This window comes from Marinobacter adhaerens HP15 (genome assembly GCF_000166295.1).
Lineage (GTDB): Bacteria > Pseudomonadota > Gammaproteobacteria > Pseudomonadales > Oleiphilaceae > Marinobacter > Marinobacter adhaerens.
The window spans coordinates 3,101,575-3,123,888 of sequence record NC_017506.1 but is presented as its reverse complement, the minus strand read 5'-3'; the positions used below and the strand labels follow the sequence as shown (position 1 = coordinate 3,123,888).

The 22,314-nt window shown below is 57.7% G+C and carries 23 protein-coding genes; 9 read left to right on the top strand and 14 right to left on the bottom strand.

Translation table 11 applies throughout. The features are described from left to right. Nucleotides 1-2 precede the first annotated feature (2 nt). Nucleotides 3-512: a bifunctional 3-hydroxydecanoyl-ACP dehydratase/trans-2-decenoyl-ACP isomerase gene (gene fabA / locus HP15_RS14770; RefSeq protein WP_008169354.1), complete on the bottom strand. Its 510-nt coding sequence runs from the start codon at nt 510-512 to the stop codon at nt 3-5. A gap of 165 nt (nt 513-677) precedes the next feature. Continuing rightward, nucleotides 678-1,862, bottom strand: coding sequence for an NnrS family protein (locus tag HP15_RS14765; protein ID WP_014578226.1), 1,185 nt, complete (start codon nt 1,860-1,862; stop codon nt 678-680). 122 nt (nt 1,863-1,984) lie between these two features. On the opposite strand from HP15_RS14765, the gene HP15_RS14760 reads away from it, so the two are divergent. After that, entirely contained in the window at nt 1,985-2,356 is a 372-nt protein-coding gene (locus tag HP15_RS14760) for a SirB2 family protein (RefSeq protein WP_041645567.1), read from the top strand. 1 nt (nt 2,357) lies between these two features. Here the strand turns inward: HP15_RS14760 and HP15_RS14755 are convergent, their stop codons facing one another. Then, entirely contained in the window at nt 2,358-3,179 is an 822-nt protein-coding gene (locus HP15_RS14755) for an ion transporter (RefSeq protein ID WP_014578224.1), read from the bottom strand. 219 nt (nt 3,180-3,398) lie between these two features. Between HP15_RS14755 and HP15_RS14750 the strand changes: the two genes are divergently transcribed. Then, nucleotides 3,399-4,751, top strand: coding sequence for a hypothetical protein (locus tag HP15_RS14750; RefSeq protein ID WP_014578223.1), 1,353 nt, complete (start codon nt 3,399-3,401; stop codon nt 4,749-4,751). Between the two features lie 24 nt (nt 4,752-4,775). Here the strand turns inward: HP15_RS14750 and HP15_RS14745 are convergent, their stop codons facing one another. After that, on the bottom strand, nt 4,776-5,234 hold the full coding sequence (locus tag HP15_RS14745) for an EVE domain-containing protein (protein ID WP_014578222.1): 459 nt from the start codon (nt 5,232-5,234) through the stop codon (nt 4,776-4,778). 59 nt (nt 5,235-5,293) lie between these two features. After that, nucleotides 5,294-5,995, bottom strand: coding sequence for a PAQR family membrane homeostasis protein TrhA (trhA, locus tag HP15_RS14740; RefSeq protein ID WP_014578221.1), 702 nt, complete (start codon nt 5,993-5,995; stop codon nt 5,294-5,296). 166 nt (nt 5,996-6,161) lie between these two features. Here trhA and wrbA point away from each other — a divergent pair, with 166 nt between their 5' ends. Beyond that, a complete protein-coding gene (gene wrbA / locus HP15_RS14735; protein WP_014578220.1) occupies nt 6,162-6,761 on the top strand; it encodes an NAD(P)H:quinone oxidoreductase in 600 nt (199 codons plus the stop codon). 98 nt (nt 6,762-6,859) lie between these two features. On the opposite strand, the gene HP15_RS14730 is transcribed toward wrbA, so the two are convergent. After that, nucleotides 6,860-7,561 (bottom strand): Crp/Fnr family transcriptional regulator, encoded by a 702-nt coding sequence (locus HP15_RS14730; RefSeq protein WP_041645565.1) that lies wholly within the window; start codon nt 7,559-7,561, stop codon nt 6,860-6,862. A 173-nt stretch (nt 7,562-7,734) separates the two neighbouring features. On the opposite strand from HP15_RS14730, the gene HP15_RS14725 reads away from it, so the two are divergent. Beyond that, nucleotides 7,735-8,652, top strand: coding sequence for an AEC family transporter (locus tag HP15_RS14725; protein ID WP_014578218.1), 918 nt, complete (start codon nt 7,735-7,737; stop codon nt 8,650-8,652). Here the strand turns inward: HP15_RS14725 and HP15_RS14720 are convergent. From HP15_RS14720 to HP15_RS14695, 7 genes are all read right to left on the bottom strand, one after another. Beyond that, nucleotides 8,649-9,302, bottom strand: a complete 654-nt coding sequence (locus HP15_RS14720; protein ID WP_014578217.1) for a cation diffusion facilitator family transporter — start codon at nt 9,300-9,302, stop codon at nt 8,649-8,651. The two genes, HP15_RS14725 and HP15_RS14720, sit on opposite strands and share 4 nt — an antisense overlap. Before the next feature lie 85 nt (nt 9,303-9,387). Continuing rightward, nucleotides 9,388-9,846 (bottom strand): Cd(II)/Pb(II)-responsive transcriptional regulator, encoded by a 459-nt coding sequence (cadR, locus tag HP15_RS14715; RefSeq protein WP_041646344.1) that lies wholly within the window; start codon nt 9,844-9,846, stop codon nt 9,388-9,390. Nucleotides 9,847-9,887: 41 nt separating this feature from the next. Further along, nucleotides 9,888-11,423: an FAD-binding domain-containing protein gene (locus tag HP15_RS14710; RefSeq protein ID WP_041645563.1), complete on the bottom strand. Its 1,536-nt coding sequence runs from the start codon at nt 11,421-11,423 to the stop codon at nt 9,888-9,890. After that, nucleotides 11,420-11,566: a DUF2256 domain-containing protein gene (locus HP15_RS21980; RefSeq protein ID WP_075267585.1), complete on the bottom strand. Its 147-nt coding sequence runs from the start codon at nt 11,564-11,566 to the stop codon at nt 11,420-11,422. The genes HP15_RS14710 and HP15_RS21980 overlap by 4 nt, the downstream gene beginning before the upstream one ends. A gap of 54 nt (nt 11,567-11,620) precedes the next feature. Further along, nucleotides 11,621-12,535, bottom strand: a complete 915-nt coding sequence (locus HP15_RS14705; RefSeq protein ID WP_041645560.1) for a cation diffusion facilitator family transporter — start codon at nt 12,533-12,535, stop codon at nt 11,621-11,623. Between the two features lie 74 nt (nt 12,536-12,609). Further along, nucleotides 12,610-13,203: an SCO family protein gene (locus tag HP15_RS14700; protein WP_014578213.1), complete on the bottom strand. Its 594-nt coding sequence runs from the start codon at nt 13,201-13,203 to the stop codon at nt 12,610-12,612. Then, entirely contained in the window at nt 13,200-14,039 is an 840-nt protein-coding gene (locus HP15_RS14695) for a cytochrome c oxidase assembly protein (protein WP_014578212.1), read from the bottom strand. The genes HP15_RS14700 and HP15_RS14695 overlap by 4 nt, the downstream gene beginning before the upstream one ends. A 126-nt stretch (nt 14,040-14,165) precedes the next feature. Between HP15_RS14695 and HP15_RS14690 the strand changes: the two genes are divergently transcribed. Then, a complete protein-coding gene (locus tag HP15_RS14690) occupies nt 14,166-15,854 on the top strand; it encodes an HAD family hydrolase (RefSeq protein ID WP_041645559.1) in 1,689 nt (562 codons plus the stop codon). A gap of 33 nt (nt 15,855-15,887) precedes the next feature. Here HP15_RS14690 and HP15_RS14685 read toward each other — a convergent pair whose 3' ends face one another. Then, entirely contained in the window at nt 15,888-17,150 is a 1,263-nt protein-coding gene (locus tag HP15_RS14685; RefSeq protein WP_049784494.1) for a substrate-binding periplasmic protein, read from the bottom strand. Between the two features lie 102 nt (nt 17,151-17,252). Between HP15_RS14685 and HP15_RS14680 the strand changes: the two genes are divergently transcribed. The 4 genes from HP15_RS14680 (at nt 17,253) to HP15_RS14665 (ending at nt 22,262) form a co-directional block, all read left to right on the top strand. Continuing rightward, the gene (locus HP15_RS14680) at nt 17,253-17,969 is read left to right on the top strand and encodes a response regulator (protein WP_041646342.1); all 717 of its coding nucleotides are present in this window, start codon (nt 17,253-17,255) and stop codon (nt 17,967-17,969) included. Continuing rightward, nucleotides 17,956-19,422: an ATP-binding protein gene (locus HP15_RS14675; RefSeq protein WP_014578207.1), complete on the top strand. Its 1,467-nt coding sequence runs from the start codon at nt 17,956-17,958 to the stop codon at nt 19,420-19,422. Before HP15_RS14680 ends, HP15_RS14675 begins: the two co-directional genes overlap by 14 nt. Nucleotides 19,423-19,532: 110 nt before the next feature. After that, nucleotides 19,533-20,981: a carbohydrate porin gene (locus HP15_RS14670; RefSeq protein ID WP_014578206.1), complete on the top strand. Its 1,449-nt coding sequence runs from the start codon at nt 19,533-19,535 to the stop codon at nt 20,979-20,981. 36 nt (nt 20,982-21,017) lie between these two features. After that, nucleotides 21,018-22,262: an ABC transporter substrate-binding protein gene (locus HP15_RS14665; protein ID WP_041645557.1), complete on the top strand. Its 1,245-nt coding sequence runs from the start codon at nt 21,018-21,020 to the stop codon at nt 22,260-22,262. Nucleotides 22,263-22,314: the final 52 nt, after the last annotated feature.

Here is a 22,314-nt window from a genome sequence, read left to right as displayed (position 1 = left end):
TCCTAAAAATCATCGGTCGAGGTGAACATGCCGACCCGCAGGTCTTTGGCTGTGTAGATTTCCCGGCCGTCTACCTCCATCCGGCCATCGGCAATTGCCATGGTCAGTTTGCGCCTGATCACGCGTTTGAGATCCAGACGGTAGGTGACTTTCTTGGCCGTCGGCAAGACCTGGCCGGTGAACTTCACTTCACCGGCGCCCAATGCGCGGCCCTTGCCTTCACCGCCACCCCAGGCGAGGAAGAAGCCTACCAGCTGCCACATGGCATCGAGGCCGAGGCAGCCCGGCATCACGGGATCATCAACGAAGTGCACCTTGAAGAACCACAGGTCCGGATTGATGTCGAGCTCCGCTACCAGGCTGCCCTTGCCGTACAGGCCGTCGTCGTCCGCAATGTGCGTGACGCGGTCAAACATCAGCATCTCGTTGATGGGCAGGCGCATGGAGCCGGGGAAGAGCTCGCCATGGCCGCATTTGATCAGGTCTTCTTTATCAAAATGATCCGGGTTCATAGTGCCAGTGTCTCTGTTACAAAATGATTTCCTCATACTTTAGCTCGAATTTCGGGAGCTGCTATTGACCTTTAGTGGATGATTGCCGGTTTGAAGTTCCCCGAACTCGTCTGTTAACCCCGTTTGATGGTCATCAAGGTGCTTGTGCGACCGAATGGAAAATGCTCAGCCTTCTCGGCCATCCGGTCTGGGGCTGGCCAGGATGGCGGTGTAGCGGTACAGGAATATACCAAAGGCGACCAGCCAGAGCAGGGCGCTGCCACCAATGCCCGGGTGCCATGGGATGATCTCGAAGGCTGTGAGTACTCGTACCAGCGCGGCCAGATGAATTGCAACGAAGGCAAACACCATTCCCTTCGGCAACACCAGCGGTCTGCCGCTGTGGCCGAGGGCGACCCGGGCAATAACCCCCAGAATCAGGCACGCCACCGCCCCGGTGCCGGCGGCATGGCTCCAGGCGTTGGAGGGCCAGCCCGCGAACAGTGTGCCTGCCAGCAGGAACAGGGCTACCGGCACCCACAGGATGGACAGGTGCAGAATCCAGAGCAGGGGTTCCTGGCGTACGAGCCAGCCCTTCCATCCCGCCAGACGCACCAGCATAAGCCCACCGGACAGCAGCGCCAGCAAACCGGTAACGGTTTGCCAGCCAGTCACCAGGGATACCATCAGCAGAATCAGGCTGAATACAGTTGCCATGTCCAGCGCGGGAATGGTCTTTACAGCGTTGCTGTCGAGTCCCCTCTGGCGCAACCAGCCGGTGGAAAACGCCGGAGTGATGCGGCCACCGACAATACTGATCAGTGCCATGGCCATGACCAGTGCACCATAGCTGAAGGCCATGTCGAGGCGGGTGACAAAGCCGATCTGCATCAGCCAAAGCAGGCCGAGTATCACCATGATCATCAGTTGTCGTTTTTGCCGGGCGTGCCAGATACGCCAGCCGGCATCCACCACCACCAGGGGCAGGAATGCCAGGTTTACTCCCTGAACCAGCCAAAAGGGCAGGTCAGCACCGGTTGCCAGCAGTACACGGCCGGCCAGCCAGACGCCCCAGAGCAGCACCAATCTGAATCCATGGGTTCGTTCTGTCTGGGTCCACACGCACACTGCGGTTAATAGGAACCCCGCGATCGCTGCCGACAGAAAGCCAAACAACATCTCGTGCTGGTGCCAGAATAACCCGGGCATGGCCAGTGGAAGACTGATAACACCATTGACCTGCATCACCCAGAGGGGAATGACGGCAAGGGCCAGAACGGTCATGGACAGAAAGAAAATCCGAAAGGGGTAGGAAAATAATTGGCTGACGCTGACCGACGCCCGTTCAGGGGAAGTAGGAATGGCCCGCATAGATGTCTCTCATATACATGTATTCTGTGTATATGTTAAACCCTGACAACCGCCTTAACCATACCTGCTTGTAGGTAGATTGCGTACAATGCGGCAAAACGCCTGTTAACTAAGGAACTTTCATGACCGCGTACATGATTCTGAAACACCTGCACGTGACCACCGCGTACCTCACCATCACCCTCTTTGCCCTGCGTCTGCTCCTGGACGCCGTCGGAAGACCTGGGTGGCGACAGACACCGCTGCGGTTCATTCCCCACATCAACGACACCATTTTGCTGGTGGCGGCGATCTCTCTGGTTTTTGTGGCCGGGTACGCTTCGGCCATGCCGGGTTGGCTGATTGCCAAAATTGTCTTACTGGTCGGCTACATCATTGCTGGCGTGTTCGCCCTGAAAACCACCCTCGGAAAGCCCGTTCGAATTTCCGCGGCGGTACTGGCCCTGGTGCAGGTTACGGCCATTCTTCATCTGGCCCTGGCCAAGCCGTTCTGAGTCAGCGCTTTTCGCTGATCTGCTTCGTCAGCTCCGCCAGTTGTACCTGAACGGCCTGGAGCTGGCGGGCAATTTCGTCCCGCTCATCGTGGGCCTTCTGGGCCTGCTTGGCGTTCTGCTCCTCGCTCATGACCTCCAGGATTGCCCCGATCATCATATTCAGGAAAACAAACGCCGTCAGGAATATGAAGGTGATGTAGAAAACCCAGCTCAGCGGATACTGCTCCATGGTGGCGTACATCACATCCGTCCAGTCCTCGAAGGTAGCCACCCGGAAGAGTGTCAGCATGGCGATGGCCACGTCGCCCCAGAGTTCCTCGTCCACGCTGGCGAAGAACATCGAACCCATGGCCGCGTAAATGTAGAAAATGATGAACATCAGCAGGGCGATGTAGCCCATGCGCGGAATCGCTTTTAGCAGCGAGTTGATCAGGAACCGGAGCTCCGGAACCACCGACACCAGGCGCAACACCCGGAAAACCCGCAACAGACGTCCCAGCAGAACCGCTTCGGAGTTATCCAGAGGAATCAGGCTGCCGATGACCACCAGGGTATCGAACAGGTTCCATCCGTCGAACAGAAAACGTTTCTTGTTGGCGCACACACCGAATCGGAACAGGATTTCCAGCAGGAAAAACAGGGTGATGGCGTTGTCCATCACGATGAGCGACTTCTCCACCAGGGGCGGCAGATCATAGGTTTTGGCGCCAATGGTCAGTGCCGACAGGATGATGATGGTGATGACTGCGCCCTGGAAAACCTTGCTGGACTCAATGCGGCGGAGTTTCTCGAAACCGGAGGCGGGGTTCAGTTGGGACGGCATGGCAGGCGACGGCTCCAGAAGATTCGGGGAAGGCCGAATTCTAAAGGGCCGGGACATAATTGGATAGCCTCAACAAGGGTCGTTCGTTTTGCAAGGTACCTGGCTGGGTGTAATTAGCAGGATTTATTCAGCCTGATCAGAAATATTCATTCGTGCGATCCGCAAACCCTTTCCATAATCAAGTCGCAAACAATAAAACCAAAAAGCGAGTGACAATCCATGGAAGATAGACCGGAGTTACCCGGCTGGCGCTGGGGGCCGTTCACGTTCCGCGTGCCCTTTTACCACACGCGCCTGTGTTGGTCCGAGTTCCTGCAAGGGCTGTTTGTTTCAGCCGCTACAGGCCTGGCATTGATTCCCGTAATGACCGCCTTCTTCGGCCTCAGTTTTGAAGAAGCCGTCGCATTGTCGATGATCCATGCCTCCCTGATTGCCTCGGCGGTGATTGTTTTCGGCGAGCCCTACGCTGGCGGCTGGATTACCCCCGCGTTGCCCCTGATTCTGGCGTTTGTGATAGGGGGCTACGAGGATCCGGTCAGCCGGTTCCAGGCGATGACTGCGCTGAGCCTGGTGTTTGCCTCGCTTGTCCTGTTTCTCGGGATAACCGGCCTGGGTCGTCGCTTTGTGATCTGGCTACCCGACACGCTTAAGGCCGGCATCATTCTCGGGGCGTCGATTGCTGCGCTCAAGCGGGTGTTCGTGGACGATGCCGAGCGCTTTCTGCTTGAACAGCCCATCGCCACGGGTCTTGCCTGTGCCATCTGTTTGATATTCACGTTCTCCATTCCGATGCAGAAGCTCAAGGAGCGCAGCCGGTTCTTCTTTATGCTGGGAGCCCTGGGCCTGCTGCCGGGCTTTCTGGCTGCGGCCATCGTCGGGCCCTTGGTTGGCGAGGTGGATTTCGATATTCAATGGGGAATTCTGGTGCCACCACTGGGCGAGGCATTGGCGAAGGTTTCTCCACTGGCCATCGGCTGGCCGTCCCAGGAGATGATTCTCCAGAGTATTCCGCTGGCACTGATTGCCTACATCATTCTGTTTGGCGATCTGGTCACCGGGAATGAAGTGCTGCGGGATGGCTTGAAGGTGCGCAAGGACGAGCACGTGGATATCAACCTGAACCGCACTCATTTCTCCCTGTCGATCCGTAACGCCATCATGGGTATTGTGGCGCCCTTTTTCCCGACCCAGGGAGCGGTGTGGACCGGCGTACATGTAATTGTCGTGCAGCGCTGGAAGCAGGGGCCGAAGGCCATGAACAGTTTGCACAGTGGCCTGGCCTCCTACTACCTGATGGGCCTGCCGTTCATCTTCTTCCTGTTGCCGCTGCTGACCGGCCTCAAACCGCTGCTGGGTGTTGCGCTGTCGCTGACTCTTGTGCTGACCGGTTTTGCCTGTGCTTACATTGCCATGTCGATCCCGAGGGACAATGCCTCAAGGGGAACGGTGGTTCTGATCGGTGCTGCTCTGGCGTTCTTTGAGCCATGGATGGGGCTGTTGATCGGCGTGGTGGCAACCCTGGCTCTCGTGGGCTGGGATCGCAGCCCGGACCCGATTCCCCACGACGAGTGACGAGCTGATGGCAGATCCCTGGTGTCAGCCAGCCTGGCCCAGGATGATCTGCCACTCCTCCTCGCTCACGGGCATCACTGAGAGCCGGTTACCCTTGCGGACCAAAGGCAGGTCTTCGAGCCCGGCCATGGATTTAAGCTCATCCAGCGGGATCAGTTTCGGCAGCGTGCGAACGTACTTCATGTCCACGGCTTGCCAGCGAGGCTTCTCAGCGGTGCTCTTGGCATCAAAGTAGGGCGATTCAGGATCAAACTGGGTTGGATCTGGATAGGCGCTGCGAACGACCTTTACGATACCGGCTATCCCGATATGTTTGCAGCTGGAGTGGTAAAGAAAGACCTCGTCACCCTCTGCCATGCGCGCCAGAAAATTCCGGGCCTGGTAGTTGCGCACGCCATCCCAGGGAATCACACCGGTCGGGGCCGTGGCAAAATCCTCGATGCCGCATTCTGAAGGTTCTGATTTAACCAGCCACTTCGTCATCAATTACTCCACTTGTCTGCGGGTACCGCAAGCATCGGTAAATAAGGACAGTACTTGGTTCAGACGCTGAAAGGCAGCACGCCATAGTAGATGGCACTGAAGTGGCAGGCGCTGCCGCCGATCACGAACAGGTGCCAGATCGCATGCATGTAAGGTATGCGGTCAGCCAGGTAGAAGGCGACGCCGGCGGTGTAGACAACGCCGCCGGCAATCGTCAGGTTCAGGGCGGTCTCACTCAGGTTGGCCACCAGATCGGAAGAGGCGAAAGTGATCAGCCAGCCCATGGCCACATAGATGCCAACCCTTGCGAGCTTGAAGCGGTTTTTGAAAATAACCTTCAGCACTACGCCGGTGATCGCCAGTGACCAGATTACGGCGAACAGCGTCCAGCCGACCGTTCCGCGCATATTTACCAGGAGGAACGGCGTGTAGGTGCCGGCGATCAGCAGAAAAATGGCGCAATGATCCAGGGTCTTGAAGGCGCTTTTCAGTTCCGGCCGCCTGGCACTGTGATACAGGGCGGAGGCCAGGTATAGCAGGATCAGCGAAGCGCCAAAAATACTGAAGCTGACTATCTTCCAGATATCCCCGAACTGGCTGGCCCCAATGATCAAGGCCGCAGTGCCGATAATGCTCAGGATGGCTCCGAGCCCGTGGGTGGCACTGTTCAGCCATTCCTCAATGCGGTGATGGGTATTGGGTGCCGGGGATGGAGTTGCTGTCGCTGTCACTGTCACTGAATGGTCTTCCTGATATGTCATGCCAATAAAATACTTGAGCGTACACGTGTACGCAATGGCCCAGAGTGACCATCCTGTGAGGCTGTTCAGAAAAACTGAATAACCTGTCGGAAAACTTCCGATTTCTCTCGAGTCTGCCTCTGGTTAGCATCTGTATATCGATTTAAAGACACGGGAGGTTTTTCTCATGGCAAAAGTACTTGTGCTCTATTATTCCATGTATGGCCATATCGAGACGATGGCAAACACCATTGCCGACGGCGCTAAAGGCGTTGACGGTGTCGATGTAACCATCAAGCGCGTGCCCGAGACGATGGGCGACGAAGCGTTTGCCAGTGCTGGCGGGAAGTCGGATCAGGAAGCGCCGGTGGCTGATCCGAAAGAGTTGGCAGAATACGATGCGGTGATTTTCGGCACGCCCACTCGTTTCGGCAACATGGCGGGCCAGATGCGTACCTTTCTGGACCAGACGGGTGGCTTATGGGCTGAAGGCAAGCTCCACGGCAAAGTAGCCAGCGTGTTCACGTCTACCGGCACCGGGGGCGGACAGGAGCATACTATCAGCTCTTTCTGGACCACCCTGGCGCACCACGGCATGGTGATTGTGCCCCTCGGGTATGGCATTCCAGAGTTCTTCGATATCTCTGAAGTGAACGGTGGAACGCCCTATGGCGCTTCAACCATCGCCGGTGGCGATGGTTCCAGGCAACCGAGTGAAAAGGAACTCGCCATTGCCCGCTTCCAGGGTAAGCACGTTGCCGAACTGGCAGTAAAGCTGCACGGATAAGACTGAGGTTTTAGCAAAGCGTTGAGCGTTTTTCAGGGCGGCAGGCGAGAGCTTGCTGCCCTTTTTTATGCAGCGCTCCTGGAGCCTCGCCTTCACAGTCAGGTTCTTGCGGCTCCGGTTTTCAGACGGGAAAAAGTCGCCGGCACAACACCGAGCCATGACGCCAGCTGATTGTCCGGCACCCGTTTGACCAGTTCCGGATATTCCTCGAGCAATAACCGATATCGATCACGGGCCGGCATTGTGTGCTTTCGGAATTCCCTCATGCTGGTGAGCTCTGCGATTTCTTCTGTCAGTGCCAGGGCGAACTGGGGCCAGAGCCCCTCTCCATGAGACTGGATCGCCGACCGGAAAGCCGAGAAGTCGGCCACCCAGGTAGTCACCGGCGTGACCGTAGTCAGGCAAAGGGTATTGCGTACCGTGCGGGTTCGGCCAAAAACCGGCCAGACCATATCGCCTTCGGAAAAAAAATGGTGCACCGACACCTTGCCACTTGGCGCTTCCCGGAAAAGCCGGAGTATGCCGTACTGAATCAGGTAAACGTTTGCCCAGGGTTTATCGTGCTTTTCCAGTGCAGTTTCGGGGTCCACCCGTCTGAGGTGGAACAGGCATGCAAGGTCTGCCAGAAACCGGGCGTCCGGATCATTTTCATGGCCCGCCAGACGAATACCGAATACCCGGCTCAGGCCATGCAGGAGGGCTGCCGACTCTGGTGCGGCATCCTGCTCAACAATATCCGGGTTGTTTTCTCCCAGCATGCATGGAGCCGAGGAGACGTCTGGCCTGAAAATACTGTTCATGGCATTGACCCTGTTATGAGTGTCACCTCAATTATGGTATCAGAGAAGAATCTTTTGAAATGACTTAAATCATTAAGGCTTTTTCACTGAGTCGATATCGCGATTCGGTGAAAGTTCAGTGATAGACTCCGCCTCCTGTCGCTGGAAGTTTACCCTTGCCTCACGGAGTTCCGATGGCTGCAGCCCTTGCCCTTTTCTTCAAGCTTATACCGCTCTATGTGACCGTCGCACTGGGCTGGATCGCCGGTCGCTATCTTGAGGCCAGTGGTCGCCATATTGCCGGCATCATGCTCTACATCGTGACACCATCCGTGGTGTTTTCCGGTGTTATGGCAGCGCCGCTTTCTCCCGAAGTCATCTTGCTGCCCTTTCTGGTATTCGGGATTTCTTCTGTTCTGGGAATTGTGCAATTAAAGCTGGCAAAGAGGGTGCTCTCCGACGGCAGTGCCAACATCATTCCCCTGTGTGTGGGTTCCGGTAACACCGGGTACTTCGGGGTTCCGGTTGCGTTGTTGCTGTTCGGTGAAGAGGGGCTCGGGCTCTACATCGTGTGCATGCTGGGTACCACGCTGTTCGAGAACTCCGTGGGCTTCTATCTGGCGGCGAGAGGGCGCTACAGCATCAAGGATGCGCTCTGGCGGGTGCTGAAACTCCCGTCTGTCTATGCCTTCCTGGCGGCCGTTGCCCTCAATCTGACGGGTGTTGGGATTCCCGATATCTTCGTGCCACTGTTCGATAACCTGCGCGGGGCCTACAGCATTCTGGGCATGATGATCATCGGCATGAGCATCACCAGCTTTCGTGGACTGGCGGGCAATGTCCGCTTCACCGCGCTGGCGTTTTTCGGGAAGTTCGTGATCTGGCCACTGGTGGCGATTGTGTTCTGGTGGGTTGATTCAGCAGTGCTGGGCATATACGAGCCAGCGGTTCACAAGGCCATGTTCCTCATCTCGATCACCCCGATTGCTGCTAACACCGTGGTTATCGCCACGCTGCTGGATACCTCGCCGAGGCAGGCAGCGGGTACGGTGTTGCTTACCACGCTGTTTGCCCTGGCGTTTATCCCGGTAATGATCTCCCTGGCGTTTTAGCGGCTGCTCGATGCTGTAGCTGCCGGTTGCGCTTCACTGGCCCTGGCTTGGGCAATGTCGCTGCGGGCATGGCGCATCACGCTGATGCCGGCTGTGATCGCCAGCGTGCCCATGATGGCCGCCACAATCAGATCGGGCCAGGCGGTTCCGGTACCGAACACGCCGAGCGCAGCCACCATAACGGCGATGTTGCTGATGGCATCGTTTCGGCTGCACAGCCAGACCGAGCGCATGTCCGAATCCCCTTCACGAAATTTGAACAGCATTGCGGCCACGCTTACATTGGCGGCCAGTGCCAGCAGGCCAACCGCGCCCATGGTCAGCGGCTCTGGTGTTATGCCCGCCTGCACCACCCAGACTGCCCGGGCCCAGACCACCAGGCCGAATGCCGTCATGGTAATACCCTTGACCATGGCTGCCCGGCCGCGCCACAACATTCCCATGGAAAGCACGGTCAGGGACAGGATGTAGTTGGCGCTGTCGCCAAAGAAATCGATGGCGTCCGCCATCAGTGAGACAGAACCGGATGACAGGCTGGCGATGCCCTCGACAAAGAACATGGCCAGGTTTACCCAGAGCGCAATCCATAAGGCCTTACGAAAGCCGGGAGCAGGGGATTTGGGTTCGGGGGCGGAGCAACTGCACGCCATAAAGACCTCCTCTAATCGAATGTCTTTATTAAAAACCCTGTAGTTGCTATAGGGTCAACAATCTCTGCCAAAACTTTTTATTTCATCAGCTGTGGCCCGGGCCATGGGTGCCGGGCACGTGATTATCAGGATTTTCGGCTTCCAGTGATTCCAGCTCTGAGCTTAACCCGCCCAGAATGCCACACTCGCGCACGGTGCCGCCGTCCGCACAGGCTTTTTGGAGGTTCACCAGTGTCTGTTCGAGGCTGGCGAGCTCCTTCAGTCTCTCGCGAACGTGCACGAGATGCTGGGCCAGCAAGGCATCTACTTTGCTGCAATCCGCCTCCGGTTGCTCGGCCAGCCGGATCAGCTCGCGGATCTCTTCCTGGGCCATGTCGAGATTGCGGCAGCGTTTGATAAAAAGAAGCCTGTCCAGATGGGCAGTGCGGTAAGACCGGTAGCCACTGTTGTCCCTGTCCGGTTCTGGTAGCAGGCCGATCTTTTCGTAGTAGCGGATGGTTTCAACAGGAATGGCTGTCGTTTTTGCAAGTTCACCAATTTTCACTTTGATCTCCGCCTGGTTCAGAAACCCTTGTTTCGAGTCTATCACTCGAACAGAGACAATTGGCTGTTTCCTGGCTCGCCATCAGGTTTCCGCTTGCCGGGCACTGCAGGACGCTTCTGAATCGGGCCCTTGCGGCTGCCATGACGCTGCAGCACCCGATCTGTCTCTGCCCGGCTGACGCTCTGTTTCCTGAAGTCGCCTACCGCCTTGCGAGCCACGCGGGCTGCCTGTTCGTGGTCACAGACAGGTGCGATATAGGTGTTACCGCCGTATCGTTCCTTCTGCGCCGGCGTCATTAACCAGGGCGTGTGGATCATTTCACTGGGCACGCCGGCCAGCTCGGGAATCCACCGCCGGATGAACTCGCCCTCCGGGTCCAGTTTCTGGCTCTGCAGCACCGGGTTGTAGATTCGCAGGGCGTTGATGCCTGTGAGTCCGGACTGCATCTGGGTCTGGGAGTAGTGTATGCCCGGCTCGAAATCGGTAAACAAGCGGGCCAGGTGAAGGGCCGGATCGCGCCAGTGCAGCCACAGCTGGTAGCTGGCGATTGCCATCAGCATGGCTCGCATCCGGAAGTTGATCCAGCCGGAGTGGGCCAGTGCACGCATGCTGGCGTCCACCAGGGGCCATCCGGTCTGGCCTTCCTGCCAGCGTTGCAGTCGCTCGGAATCATTGGGCCCGGTTTTCAACGCCTCCATTTCCCGGTGCATGGCCCGGAACTCCAACTCCGGCTCGTCTTCCAGTTTCTGGATGAAATGGCAATGCCAGTGCAACCGGGAGCGGAAGCTGGTCAGGCTTTTCTTTTTTCGGGGCAGGGTGTTGCGGTGGTTCCCGGTGGCCTTGGCCTCCTGGTAGATCTCCCGCAGGCTGACGGTGCCGTAGGCAATATGCGGACTCAGGCGCGAGCAGGCCCTGACGGCGGTGTTCGGGCTGGAAATGTTGTACTGGTAACCGACGCAGCGGCGATCCAGGAAGGATTCGAGGAGCTTTTCCCCTCTCGCGCTGCCGCCTTTCTGGCGGTCCGGGCATGAGTCTGGCACTTCGAAACCCTGGCCATTGTCGGCAGCCCAATCGGTCTTCAGGGTATCCGATGTCGGGATTGCAGTCGGAGCCTCCAGCACTGGCTGGCGCATCAGCTCGGTCCACGCCCTGTCCCAGACATCCCGGTCGCTCAGGCGGCGAACCACACCGAACTGGTTCCACTCACGGAATTCCACCTGGTTTTCCGAACACCAGCCAATTACCGCCCTGTCTCGCTCGAAAGTCCAGTGTCCGCCGGTTTCCTGATGGCAGAAGATGCGGTCGATGCCCTGGCGGGCCTGAAGCTTCTTCAACGCATCGGTCACCGACCCTCTAATCACCAGCAACTGGCTGCCGGCCTTGCGCAACTGTCGGTCCAGGTCGTCCAGAGAATCCCGGATAAACGCCCACTGCCGGCCGCTGGTATCCGGCAGTTGCCAGTAATCATCCTCGATAACATACAGCGGAATGACGGGCTCTCCCAGGCTGGCTGCCGCCACCAGGGGGGCATGATCCCGTGTACGCAAATCGCGCTTGAACCACACAACGGTCGTCATGTGGATGCGTTCCTCTCGCGCCGGCAACGTTCGCTGCAGTAGCGGACATTTTCCCAGTCCTTTGCCCACTTTTTCCGCCACGCGAAGGGTCGCTGGCAGACCGGGCAGGTCTTTTCAGGGAGATTCAGCTTTTTGTGGGGCACTAGCGGGCTCCGTTCAGGTTTCTGGCCATAGTACGTCCGGCTCCTTCCCGGGGATCAGCAGTAGGCAAGTGTCGGACAATTGCTGGCCTCCCGCTCCCATTGAATGGTCACATGCTGGATATTGAAGTCACTTGCCAGCATTCGGGTGGCCTGCTCGATGATCTGATCGTCACTGGACGGGTCGGGCTTTACCAGATGGACTGTGAGAGCGTTCTCTGTTGTGCTCAGCCCCCAGATGTGGAGATGATGAACCGATTCAACACCGGGCAGTCCTTTCAGGCTATCGAGGACTTCCTGCGGGTTGATGTCCCTGGGTACCGCGTCTACCGCAAGACTGAGCGAATCCTTGAGCAACTGCCAGGTTCCCATAAAGATCACCGCTGCGATCACCAGACTTACGAGCGGATCGATCCAGTCAAGGCCGGTAAACAGGATCACAAGGCCGGCAACTACAACGCCTACGGACACAGCCGTGTCTGCCGCCATGTGGAGGAACGCCCCGCGGATATTGAGATCGCCCTCCTGGCCTTTCATGAACAGCAGCATCGTGAGGCCATTGATAATGACCCCGATGCCGGCGACCACGATGACGGTCAAACCGGTAACCTCCGCCGGTTCGCTGAAACGGCCAATGGCCTCCCAGGCAATGCCGCCAACGGCAGCAATCAGAAAAAGCGCGTTGAACAGAGCTGCCAGGATCGTGGATTTTTTCAGTCCGTAGGTGTTCCGGTCGGTGGCTTTCTGGGTGGCAAGCCAACTCGCAACCCAGGCCATGACAAGGCCCAGCACATCGCTCAGGTTATGGCCGGCATCTGCCAGCAGGGCCAGGGATCCGGACAGGACACCGTAGACCGCCTCAATGGCAACAAAGACCACATTGAGCACGACGGCCAGCGCAAACGAGCGATTATGCGTGTCGAAATGCTGCGCATGGCCGTGCCCTTGGCTGTGATCATGGTGGCTGTGCATTTTCTGCTCTCCGTTTATTGATGATTCTGGGGAGTATTCAAAACCCTGTAGTTGCTACAGGGTCAAGGGTGAGATTAACCCGATTCCCGGGCCAACTGGGCCAGGTCTTCACTGATCTGCTCGGGCGACAGGCCGGGGCGTAGCAGCAGCCGGGCGTTGCCACTGCGATCGAACACGTAAACGGCGCTGCTGTGGGAGACGTTGTAGTTGCCGCTGGAGTCGGGCTTGTCGTAACCGAAGGTTGTTCGATAGCGTTTGGTGAGCTCTCGAAGCGCGGGTTCTTCCGCTGTCATGCCAACAACCCGATCACCGAAAAAATCTACGTAGCTGGCCAGGCGTTCCGGCGTATCCCTGCGCGGGTCAACGCTGACGAACAGGGTTGTTACATCGTCCCGGTACTCTTCGGGCAGTTGCCCAACGGACCGGCGAAGATCGGTCAGCGTGGTCGGGCAGACATCCGGGCAGGAGGTGAAGCCGAAGTACAATAGCCGGATGGTGCCTCGTGAGTCAGCGGGGGTCACGGTATTCCCATCAGTGCCCTCGAGCCGGAACTCAAGCTCGGGCATCAGGCCTGAGATGTCTTTGCCATGCCAGCTTTCATCATTCCCGGTGCAGCCGGTGAACATCAGTGCCAGGAAAATCAGCCAGAGTAGCCGTATTCTGATCATGCGTTACCTCCCGCCAGAGAGCGGCTTTTCGGGAATTTGCCATCTTCATGCATGGCCCGGCGAAGCACGATCAGGATGCCCAGGATGCTCATCATGGCCGGGGGAATCCAGGTCAGTAGGCCGCCCAGCAACTGGTCCGTTTCCGGAGGCATCGGCCATGCCCGCCCGCAGACCTCGTAAACGTCATACACCATGCCCCTGGAAAATACGATCCAGGCGCCAAGAATCATCTGGGGTATCGCCACCAGCGCCAGCAGCAGGATACGTTTCCCATAGCCAAGCGCATTCGTGACTGCAGGACTACGGGGATCGAAGATCAGCCACCAGAACAGCAGGCCGTCCAGCAGCATGCTCCAGTTCATGATCCAGTAGAGCTGCCGGCTGAGCATGGCGTCAAAATGGATGGACGGCCAGAGCCAGAAATAGATCAGCCCCACGAAGAGAAACGAGGCGATGAAGGGTTGCTGCAGAATCCGGTAAATCCACCCCAGAGGCTGCAGCCAATAACGCACAGACGGCAAAATTTTCTGATACCAGAAGCGCATCACCGGCAGTGGATTGGACAGCGCAATCAGAATTGGCCCCAGGTGGTGAAGAATAAGGTGTTGTCCCCGGTGAACGAAAAACATGTACTGGGAGTAGTAGTCGAACCGGGTCTGCATCACCGCATAGCAGAGCATAACGCCCAGTGTGAATGTAACGATCCGGCCCGATCCCGGCCGGTCCTGCTCCGGCATCCTCAGTAGCGCTGCACCGTAAAACCCGAGCACCAGCATGTAACTGAGCAGGGTCAGCGGTGAAAAGTCGTAGGGCAGCAGGTAGCTCGATACTGGCATGGATCAGACTCGATGCGTGCACGCAGTGGAAACCGGGTTTATCTTTCTTGTCAGTACCGCTGAGTTTTGCCGGCCCGGCGGCGGATTTCAAGGCCGGCTTGAGGCAACTTCTGATGGAGGCGGGGCATGGCCCGATTTTGCGATTCCATTTCAGCACCGTCGGTGTTGATCTTTGACTGGCACGGCACCCTCGTCGACACCCACGATGCCATGTTCAGTGCCATGGAAGATATGCTGCCGCAACTGGAAGAGCTGGGGCTCGTGGAGCGGCTGCTGCCGGAGGATAAATGCCGTACCGGCGACGACGCGCGCCTGGTGCGCTACATCCGGATATTCCGGCGCCTGCATCCGCGTATTCTGGCAGAGCGGCGGGTTTCAAGGACGGACATTTTCAATGCCATCTTTGGCGACGACAAAGAGGCCAAGCTGATTGCCCACAAGGCCTACAACGAGGCCTACCGCCGTTATTTCGGGCAGGTAAAACCGTTTCAACCCGGCGCGTATGAGTACCTCAGCGCCCTGAAAGCCATGGGGATCCGGCTGGCGGTATCCACCAACCGGAACCGGGAGTTTCTGGATCGTGAATTACAGACGGTCGATGAAGGCCGATGGCGCCGCCTGTTCGATGCCACGGTCTGTGCCGACGATGTAACCGAGTACAAGCCCGACCCCGAGGTGATTCTCAAAGCGCTTGAAAAGCTCGGTCTGCCAGCGGATGAAACGGCCTGGTATGTCGGCGACAGCTACGTCGACATGCTCACCGCCAACAAGGCCGGCGTGTCGGGCGTGTTCTACAACGGCGCCTGCTGGGAATCCGGCCGGATCGACAGCTGGTTCTCGCACCGGGACGCGCCCGCGGCCATTCTGGACAGCTTTGAGGACCTCATGGACCTTTTAGCCCTGCTTGAGCGGAGCCAGCCGGAGGCCTTCGAGCAGACGCCTGCCGAGGTTCGACCCCGGCCCTTTCCGCCGCCACAGCGACCCGAGCCGAGAATTGAGCCGGACTGGCACCCGGCGGTGGTCAAGCTCATCCGTCCGGCAGTCATCCTGTTCGACTGGCACGCCACCCTGGTAGATACCCTCGACGCCATGTACCACGCGGTGGACGACATGCTGCCGGATTTCCACAAACTCAAACTGATGGACCGCATGGTGGCGCCGGAAGACAGCAAAACCCCGGAAGATGTGAAGCTGGTGGCCTACGTCAGGGAGTTTGCGAAGCTGCATCCGAAGGTGAAGGCAGACCGCAAGATTTCCCGAACCGATATCTTTGAGGTGTTGTTCGGGGATGACCAGGAAGCCAAGCAGATTGCCCACCAGGCGTTCAACCACCACTACCGGAAACACTACGGTACCGTGAAGGCGTTTGAGCCGAAGGTGCGCGAAGTTCTGGAAGGGTTACGGCGGCTGGGCATCCAGGTGGGTGTCATTACCAACCGGGACCGCGAGTTTTTCGAGCACGAACTGGCGGCGGTGGAGGATACCGGCTGGACGCATCTGTTTGATGTTGACGTCTGCGGCGACGATACACCCCTGCGCAAGCCCCACCCGGATCAACTGCTGCTGGCGGTCCAGAAACTGGATTACCCGCCCGACCCGAGTGTGTGGTACGTGGGCGATAGCACGACTGACGTTATTGCCGCCAAGCGCGCGGGCCTGACCTCGGTATTCTTCAACGGGGCCCAGTGGGATCTGCCCTGGCTGAACAAGATTTTTCCGGGTACCCACAAACACCCGGATAAGCCGGATGTGGTGGTCAATGACTTCTCGGAGTTCTGGGCTCTGGTGTTGGCCTGTGAAGTCGGACCGCCCTGAGTGTCTGCTTTGCCGGGAGGACGATTGAATCAATCAGTATTGTTCAGAGTCGCTCAGTGCTTCCTCGATACTGAGTCCGATCACGATCACACCGAGGGCCGGTTCCCCGTGATCACTCAAAACCGGCCTGCTGGCGGTAACCTGGAATCTGGCCGCGGACTTGTCGTACCGAATGGGTGAGAGGTATATCGGTGGATCGCCGCCGGGTTGGGTTGCCTGATTTTCAATGACTTTCTGGAATTTGGGCTCATCACCTTGCCAGTAGTCTGAGGTGAGCTGGCTCATCGCTGCGAGGGTTCCCATGTCATTGACCAGCATTACCTCTGTGACAAGGCCCTGGTGGGAATGTTGCCACGCCTGCAGCGCTTTGGAGCCTGGAAGTGCCAGTATGTCCGCTGCCAGATCTGGCACTGCAAGGGGTGACAGCGCCGTCCATTGGCTGTCGATGGTCATTACGTCAGTAAAGCTCTCCTGCCTCGGTCCTTCGTCGATGATCTGGCGAACATCGAGGATGCTGTTCATTTCCTTGAAAAGCCGGCTCGACAGCTCCGAAATGCGTCGATCTTCTTCCTGTGACAGCGCAAGTTGCCCAGCCATACAGCTGTTCAGCGTGCGGTTGAATATGCCGAGAAATTCGGGGTTTTCTGAGGTAAAGGTTTCGCCCAGATAAAGGTAGAGCGGGGCATAGCGAACGAAGTGCGCACGGAGCTGCGTGCCGGCCAACTCTTTGGCCTGGCGCAGACGATCCATGACTCGCTCATCCATCAGGGCGGTATCAATCCGGCCCCGCTTGAGCAGGGCCAACAGCTGTGAAGGGGAGGATACGCTCAGGAAAATCCCATAGCCTTTAGCGCTCAGCCAGGCCTCTTCATTGCTACCGGCGACAACGCCTATTCGAAGGTCTTTGGTAAACGCTTTGTCGTCGCGAGTGAAAAAGTACCACTTCTCAAGCGCCACCGGATCGCTCCGTGTGGCAATGGTGTCGAGTTCTGCGGAAGGATCAATGGCAAAATAGCCATCGATCATATTGCGTTCCAGCGAATGTATGGCGCGGTTCTGGGGCGTAATCCGGATGCGGGTTGACCAGCCGGCACGGTTGGCAGCACAAATCACCGTGTCTGCGGTTTCACCGGAGATCTGACTTTCTCCACCCGTGTCAGAGCCCACCATCTGATACGGGGGGCTTTCAAAGGTGTAGAGGTTCAAGATTGGAGGCTGGGCCTGGCAAAGGGGTGATGCCAGTACAGTTGTCAGACCCACTGCCAGTCGAAGGTTCATCGTCGGGGCCGCGTCCATGGTGTTAACAATCCTAATGTCAGGCTAGCACCAATGTGGGGCTTTTGCTGCACAACTTAAGAACATATTCTGTTAACCATGAACAACAACAAAGTCCAACCCATGAACGAAAGAAAAGCATCAGTACTGGTCGTGGATGACGACGCCGCCATCCGCGAGCTGTTAGAGGAGCATTTGACCCGTGTAGGTTATGACGTGAGGACTGCGGGAGATGGCGATCAGATGCGAGAGCGGCTGAACTCCTCCCATGTCGATCTGATTGTGCTGGATGTCATGCTGCCGGGGGATGATGGTTTCACCCTTTGCCGGCAGATTCGCGAATACAGCCGGGTGCCCATCATCATGTTGACGGCGAGCTCTGACGAGACAGATCGTGTTGTTGGGCTGGAGCTGGGTGCTGATGACTACCTCGCCAAACCCTTCAGCGCCCGCGAATTGCAGGCCAGAGTGAAAGCTCTTCTCCGCAGGGCCAGCTTCAGTCGGTCCGACAACCCTCGCTACGTCGACTTCGATCGTTGGCGGTTGGATACCCTGGCCCATGAGCTGATTGATGAGAACCAGCAAGGCACGGCACTGTCCGGGGCGGACTTCGCCTTGCTGCAGCTGTTTCTGAGCCATCCCAACGAGGTTCTGGATCGAGACACCATATCCGATGTTACTCGTGGCCGGGAGTCCATGCCCCTTGATAGGGTCGTCGATGTGGCGGTAAGCCGCCTGAGGCAACGGCTGGGAGATCAGGGTCGTAATCCCCGTCTGATCAAGACAGTCCGGGGTGCCGGTTACCTTCTGGCAGCAACGGTGACTCATGTTTCGGAGTAAGGCGGGTAAAGCGGAAAAGAAATCCTGGCGCTGGTTTCCTTCCTCATTGCTTGGCCGGGTATTGCTGCTGACACTGCTGGCGATGGCCAGCGCCCAGATTATTTCCAGCGCCGCCTGGATAGCCACGTTTCGGGCCCAGCAGGTTGAGGGATTGGTGGCCACCACCCGTAACCTGGCTCAGTCGGCCGCGGCAACGGCGCAGTTTTTTAACTCGCTTCCGTTGGAATACCGGCACATTGTGCTGGATCAGCTACGTGACATGGGCGGCACCCGCTTTTTCGTCTCGCTCAATGATAAGCGTATCGATATGGTGCCGTTACCAGACACCGAACGAAAACAGCTGGTTACCGAAGAGGTTGAAACGGTACTGCACAAGAGACTGGGCAACCGGATCAACTTGTATGTCGATTTTGTCGACCCCGCCGAGTTGAGGATCCTGAACACTGAATTGCCCCTGGATGCGCTGCCGCAATCCTGGGCCCACTATGCGCTGACTCTGGAGCCTTTGAATCCGCCAGTGCTGGTCACCCAGATCGAAGTCGCAGACGGTGAATGGTTGTACCTGGCTGCGGCACTGCCGGCACCCTTCGTGTCACTGGAGGATGAAGGCATCCCGGGGCAGCAGATTCTGTTTCTGGTGGTGATGATCGCCATCCTTTTTCCCGTGCTCGCGTGGCTTATCCGGCAACAGACGCGCCCGCTAAGGAAGCTCGCCAAGGCGGCCCGGGATCTGCCGCTCGAGGACAATCAGCCACCCCTGGTCGAGAAGGGCAGTGCGGAAATCCTGGCCGTGACCCGCAGCTTTAACACCATGCGCCGCCGGTTGCAGAGTTACATAAGCGACCGGAACCAGCTATTCCGTGCCATTTCACACGACCTCAAGACACCCATCACGCGGTTACGTTTGCGGGTGGATCTGATTGAGGACGATGTGATGCGGGAACGTTTGGAAGCGGACCTCCGGGAACTGGAATTGCTGGCGAAAAATGCGCTCCAGTCCATGAAGGATACCGACATTCACGAAAATCCCGAGTCGGTGGATGTTGAGCAAATGCTAAGGGGAATGGCTGAAGCCTACCAGGGCGAGGGCTCCGGACAGGTGATCGTGCAGGGACATTGCAGTTCCTATCGGGGTAAGCCGCTGGCGCTGAAACGGTGCCTCGGAAATCTCGTGGACAACGCCGTCAAATACGGGGCCAGAGCAATGGTGAGTATTGAAGATACGGGGGGGCAGTTGGTGATCCATGTGGAGGACGAAGGCCCCGGTGTATCCGATGACCAGTTGTCCCGCATTTTCGAACCCTATTACAGGCTGGACAAAAATCAGCATCAGGGTTTTGGTCTCGGGCTCGGAATAGCGCGAAACATTGCCCAGAGTCACGGCGGTGAGCTGGAGATCAGCAACCGCCCCACCGGAGGATTGCACGTCCAGCTGACCTTGCCCCGCCACTGACAGCTTGTGTAACAACCTTGTTACATGGGCATTTCCCTTTGATACGTAGCGTGTTCGTTTCTTGCCATAGACTCCATCGTTGCCAATAAAACAAAAACAAGGAGTCAAGAATGCTCAATGTTACCTATGGCACTACCCCTGCAAACCCTGCAAAAAGAACACCCAACGTATGTCTGTTACCCGCTGCCGTTGGCCTGATATCGCTTAGCCTGATGACCGGACAGGCACAGGCTCAGGACCAGACCGTAGAAGAACGGCTCGCGACTCTCGAGGCAAAGCTGGCCGAGGTTGAACCGAAGGCCAGTGGTCTGGAGGGCTTTTCCTTCAACACCTATGCGCGCTCCGGCCTGCTTCTGAACGGCGATCTGCAAAGTGCCCCGGGCGGACCCTACCTGACCCCCGCCGGTTCCGTTGGCGGTGCAGTCGGTCGACTCGGCAATGAGCCTGATACCTATCTTGAGGCTATCCTGAACTACAAGCAGGTGGCCGAGAACGGGACCAAATCCCACTACAGGCTGATGATTGCCGACTCAACCACGTCCTCGAACGACTGGACGGCCGGTGACGGTGCCCTGAACGTTCGCCAGGCCTATGTGGAATTCAGTAACCTGGCCAGCTTTTCCGGTATTTTCGACGACGCCGCGATCTGGGCCGGCAAGCGTTTCGACAGGGATCTGAACTTCGATATCCACTGGCTCGACAGTGACATCGTTTTCCTGGGAGGTCTGGGCGCGGGTGTTTACGACGTCACGTTTTCAGACAGCCTGAAATCCAACTTCTCCCTCTATGGCCGAAGCTTCCTGGAGTTCCCTTCCGATATCCAGGATCAGGACATCACCGCAGACACTGACAATCTGATCCTCACTGCCAATAACTACTTCGGGAACGTCCAGTGGTTGATCAATGGTATGAAGGCTCAGGAGAACGATTTGCGGGTAGTCGGTGGCGTGACCGAAGCCGCCGAGACCGGCCTGCACACCATGCTTGCCTACCACGGGGACAGTTTCTTCGGAATCTCAGACGGTAGCTTCAAGGCCGCGATAATTCACGGTACCGGCCTGGGCGCCGAAACCAAGAACATCGGCGCCGATGGCGACCTGCACGAAGATGCGGTCAGCACCCGTGTAGCGGTATACGGCACCACCTACCTCAGCGAAACCTGGCGTTTCGCACCGGCGATTCTGGCGGAAACCAGTGAGGATCGTTACATCAAGGGCGACGAATACCAGTGGCTGACCTTTAATGCCCGTGTTGCCCAGGAGCTGAGCGCGAATTTTGAAATGCAGTACGAGGCCTCCTGGCAGACCATGGATCTCACCACCCTCGGCTATCAGAGTAGAAATTCCGTGGATGGAGACTACAGCCGTTTTACTGTAGCGCCCACCTTCAAGCCCCAGGTCGGCGGGTTCTGGAACCGTCCTGAAATCCGCGTGTTTGCAAGTTACTCAACCTGGGATGACGAGCTTGAAACCTACGCTTCTGGCGATGCACTTGGCGTCGACAGTGATTTCGAAAGCAGTCAGTGGACCTTTGGCACCCAGATGGAAATCTGGTTCTGAACCTGATCAAGACAATAAAACAGGAAGGAATTGACCATGACTACGTTCAAGAAGACTCTCACCGCTGCAGCCGTATCCGCGGCATTGCTTCCGGCCCAGGCGCTCCAGGCCGGTGAAGTTGAAGTTCTGCACTGGTGGACAGCTGGCGGGGAAGCCCGCGCGGCGGTCGCACTGAAAGAAATGATGGAAGATCAGGGCCACACCTGGAAGGACTTTGCCGTGGCCGGCGGTGGCGGTGAAGCCGCCATGACCGTGCTCAAGACCCGCGCTGTTTCCGGCAACCCTCCGGCTGCCGCCCAGATCAAGGGGTTGGATATCCGGGAATGGGCCAAGCTTGGGTTTCTAACCAGTCTCGATGACGTGGCGGAGGCCAACAACTGGGGTCAGCTGATTCCGCCGGTTATTGCCGATGTCATGCAATACGAGGACAGCTATGTCGCGGTGCCGGTGAATGTGCACCGGGTTAACTGGCTGTGGGCAAATCCTGAGACCCTGAACAAGGTCGGTGTGGGTGTGCCCAAGACCCTGGATGAGTTCTATCAGGCCGCTGAGAAGCTTAAGGCGGCAGGCATTACTCCTCTGGCCCACGGAGGCCAGCCCTGGCAGGACGCAACGGTTTTCGAGGCCGTGGCGCTTGCGGTCATGGGCCCGGACGACTTCGCCAGTGCCTTTGTTGAGCACGACATGGACGTAATTAACAGCGCACAGATGGAAGAGGTCTTCGCCGAGTTTGCCAAGGTGATGAGCTACGTGGATGACAATGCCGCCGGGCGTGACTGGAACACCGCCACCGGCATGGTTATTCGGGGCGAAGCCGCCATGCAGATCATGGGCGACTGGGCCAAGGGTGAGTTCACTGCTGCCGGTCTGACGCCGGGTGAGGATTATGTGTGTGCCGCGGCACCGGGTACCGGTGGTCAGTTCACCTTTAACGTCGACTCGTTCGCCATGTTCAGTCTCAGCGATGAGGACAACACCAAGGCCCAGAAAGACCTGGCCCGCACGATCATGGAGCCGGAGTTCCAGGCCGTGTTCAACAAGGCCAAGGGTTCGATCCCGGTTCGTACCGACTTTGACACCTGTGCCCAGGCGTCCATGGACACGTTCAAAAGCAGTGCTGAGGACGGCGGCCTGGTGCCCAGCTTTGCCCATGGCCTGGCTACCACCAGTTATGTTCAGGGCCAGATCTTTGATGTTGTCACCAACTTCGTGAACTCCGATAACAAGGATCCGGCCCGGGCCACTGACCAGCTGGCGGCAGCTATTCAGGCGGCACTCTGATCCGGTAGGGGCCGCCCCACTCGGGTGGCCCCCGATCCTCTCGGGAGACTCA

Excerpts from the sequence above, each read along its gene's own strand:
- fabA (WP_008169354.1), bottom strand. The coding sequence starts at position 512 with ATGAACCCGGATCATTTTGATAAAGAAGACCTGATCAAATGCGGCCAT.
- HP15_RS14765 (WP_014578226.1), bottom strand. The coding sequence starts at position 1,862 with ATGCGGGCCATTCCTACTTCCCCTGAACGGGCGTCGGTCAGCGTCAGC.
- HP15_RS14760 (WP_041645567.1), top strand. The coding sequence starts at position 1,985 with ATGACCGCGTACATGATTCTGAAACACCTGCACGTGACCACCGCGTAC.
- HP15_RS14755 (WP_014578224.1), bottom strand. The coding sequence starts at position 3,179 with ATGCCGTCCCAACTGAACCCCGCCTCCGGTTTCGAGAAACTCCGCCGC.
- HP15_RS14750 (WP_014578223.1), top strand. The coding sequence starts at position 3,399 with ATGGAAGATAGACCGGAGTTACCCGGCTGGCGCTGGGGGCCGTTCACG.
- HP15_RS14745 (WP_014578222.1), bottom strand. The coding sequence starts at position 5,234 with ATGACGAAGTGGCTGGTTAAATCAGAACCTTCAGAATGCGGCATCGAG.
- trhA (WP_014578221.1), bottom strand. The coding sequence starts at position 5,995 with ATGACATATCAGGAAGACCATTCAGTGACAGTGACAGCGACAGCAACT.
- wrbA (WP_014578220.1), top strand. The coding sequence starts at position 6,162 with ATGGCAAAAGTACTTGTGCTCTATTATTCCATGTATGGCCATATCGAG.
- HP15_RS14730 (WP_041645565.1), bottom strand. The coding sequence starts at position 7,561 with ATGAACAGTATTTTCAGGCCAGACGTCTCCTCGGCTCCATGCATGCTG.
- HP15_RS14725 (WP_014578218.1), top strand. The coding sequence starts at position 7,735 with ATGGCTGCAGCCCTTGCCCTTTTCTTCAAGCTTATACCGCTCTATGTG.
- HP15_RS14720 (WP_014578217.1), bottom strand. The coding sequence starts at position 9,302 with ATGGCGTGCAGTTGCTCCGCCCCCGAACCCAAATCCCCTGCTCCCGGC.
- HP15_RS14710 (WP_041645563.1), bottom strand. The coding sequence starts at position 11,423 with ATGACGACCGTTGTGTGGTTCAAGCGCGATTTGCGTACACGGGATCAT.
- HP15_RS14705 (WP_041645560.1), bottom strand. The coding sequence starts at position 12,535 with ATGCACAGCCACCATGATCACAGCCAAGGGCACGGCCATGCGCAGCAT.
- HP15_RS14700 (WP_014578213.1), bottom strand. The coding sequence starts at position 13,203 with ATGATCAGAATACGGCTACTCTGGCTGATTTTCCTGGCACTGATGTTC.
- HP15_RS14695 (WP_014578212.1), bottom strand. The coding sequence starts at position 14,039 with ATGCCAGTATCGAGCTACCTGCTGCCCTACGACTTTTCACCGCTGACC.
- HP15_RS14690 (WP_041645559.1), top strand. The coding sequence starts at position 14,166 with ATGGCCCGATTTTGCGATTCCATTTCAGCACCGTCGGTGTTGATCTTT.
- HP15_RS14685 (WP_049784494.1), bottom strand. The coding sequence starts at position 17,150 with ATGGACGCGGCCCCGACGATGAACCTTCGACTGGCAGTGGGTCTGACA.
- HP15_RS14680 (WP_041646342.1), top strand. The coding sequence starts at position 17,253 with ATGAACGAAAGAAAAGCATCAGTACTGGTCGTGGATGACGACGCCGCC.
- HP15_RS14675 (WP_014578207.1), top strand. The coding sequence starts at position 17,956 with ATGTTTCGGAGTAAGGCGGGTAAAGCGGAAAAGAAATCCTGGCGCTGG.
- HP15_RS14670 (WP_014578206.1), top strand. The coding sequence starts at position 19,533 with ATGCTCAATGTTACCTATGGCACTACCCCTGCAAACCCTGCAAAAAGA.
- HP15_RS14665 (WP_041645557.1), top strand. The coding sequence starts at position 21,018 with ATGACTACGTTCAAGAAGACTCTCACCGCTGCAGCCGTATCCGCGGCA.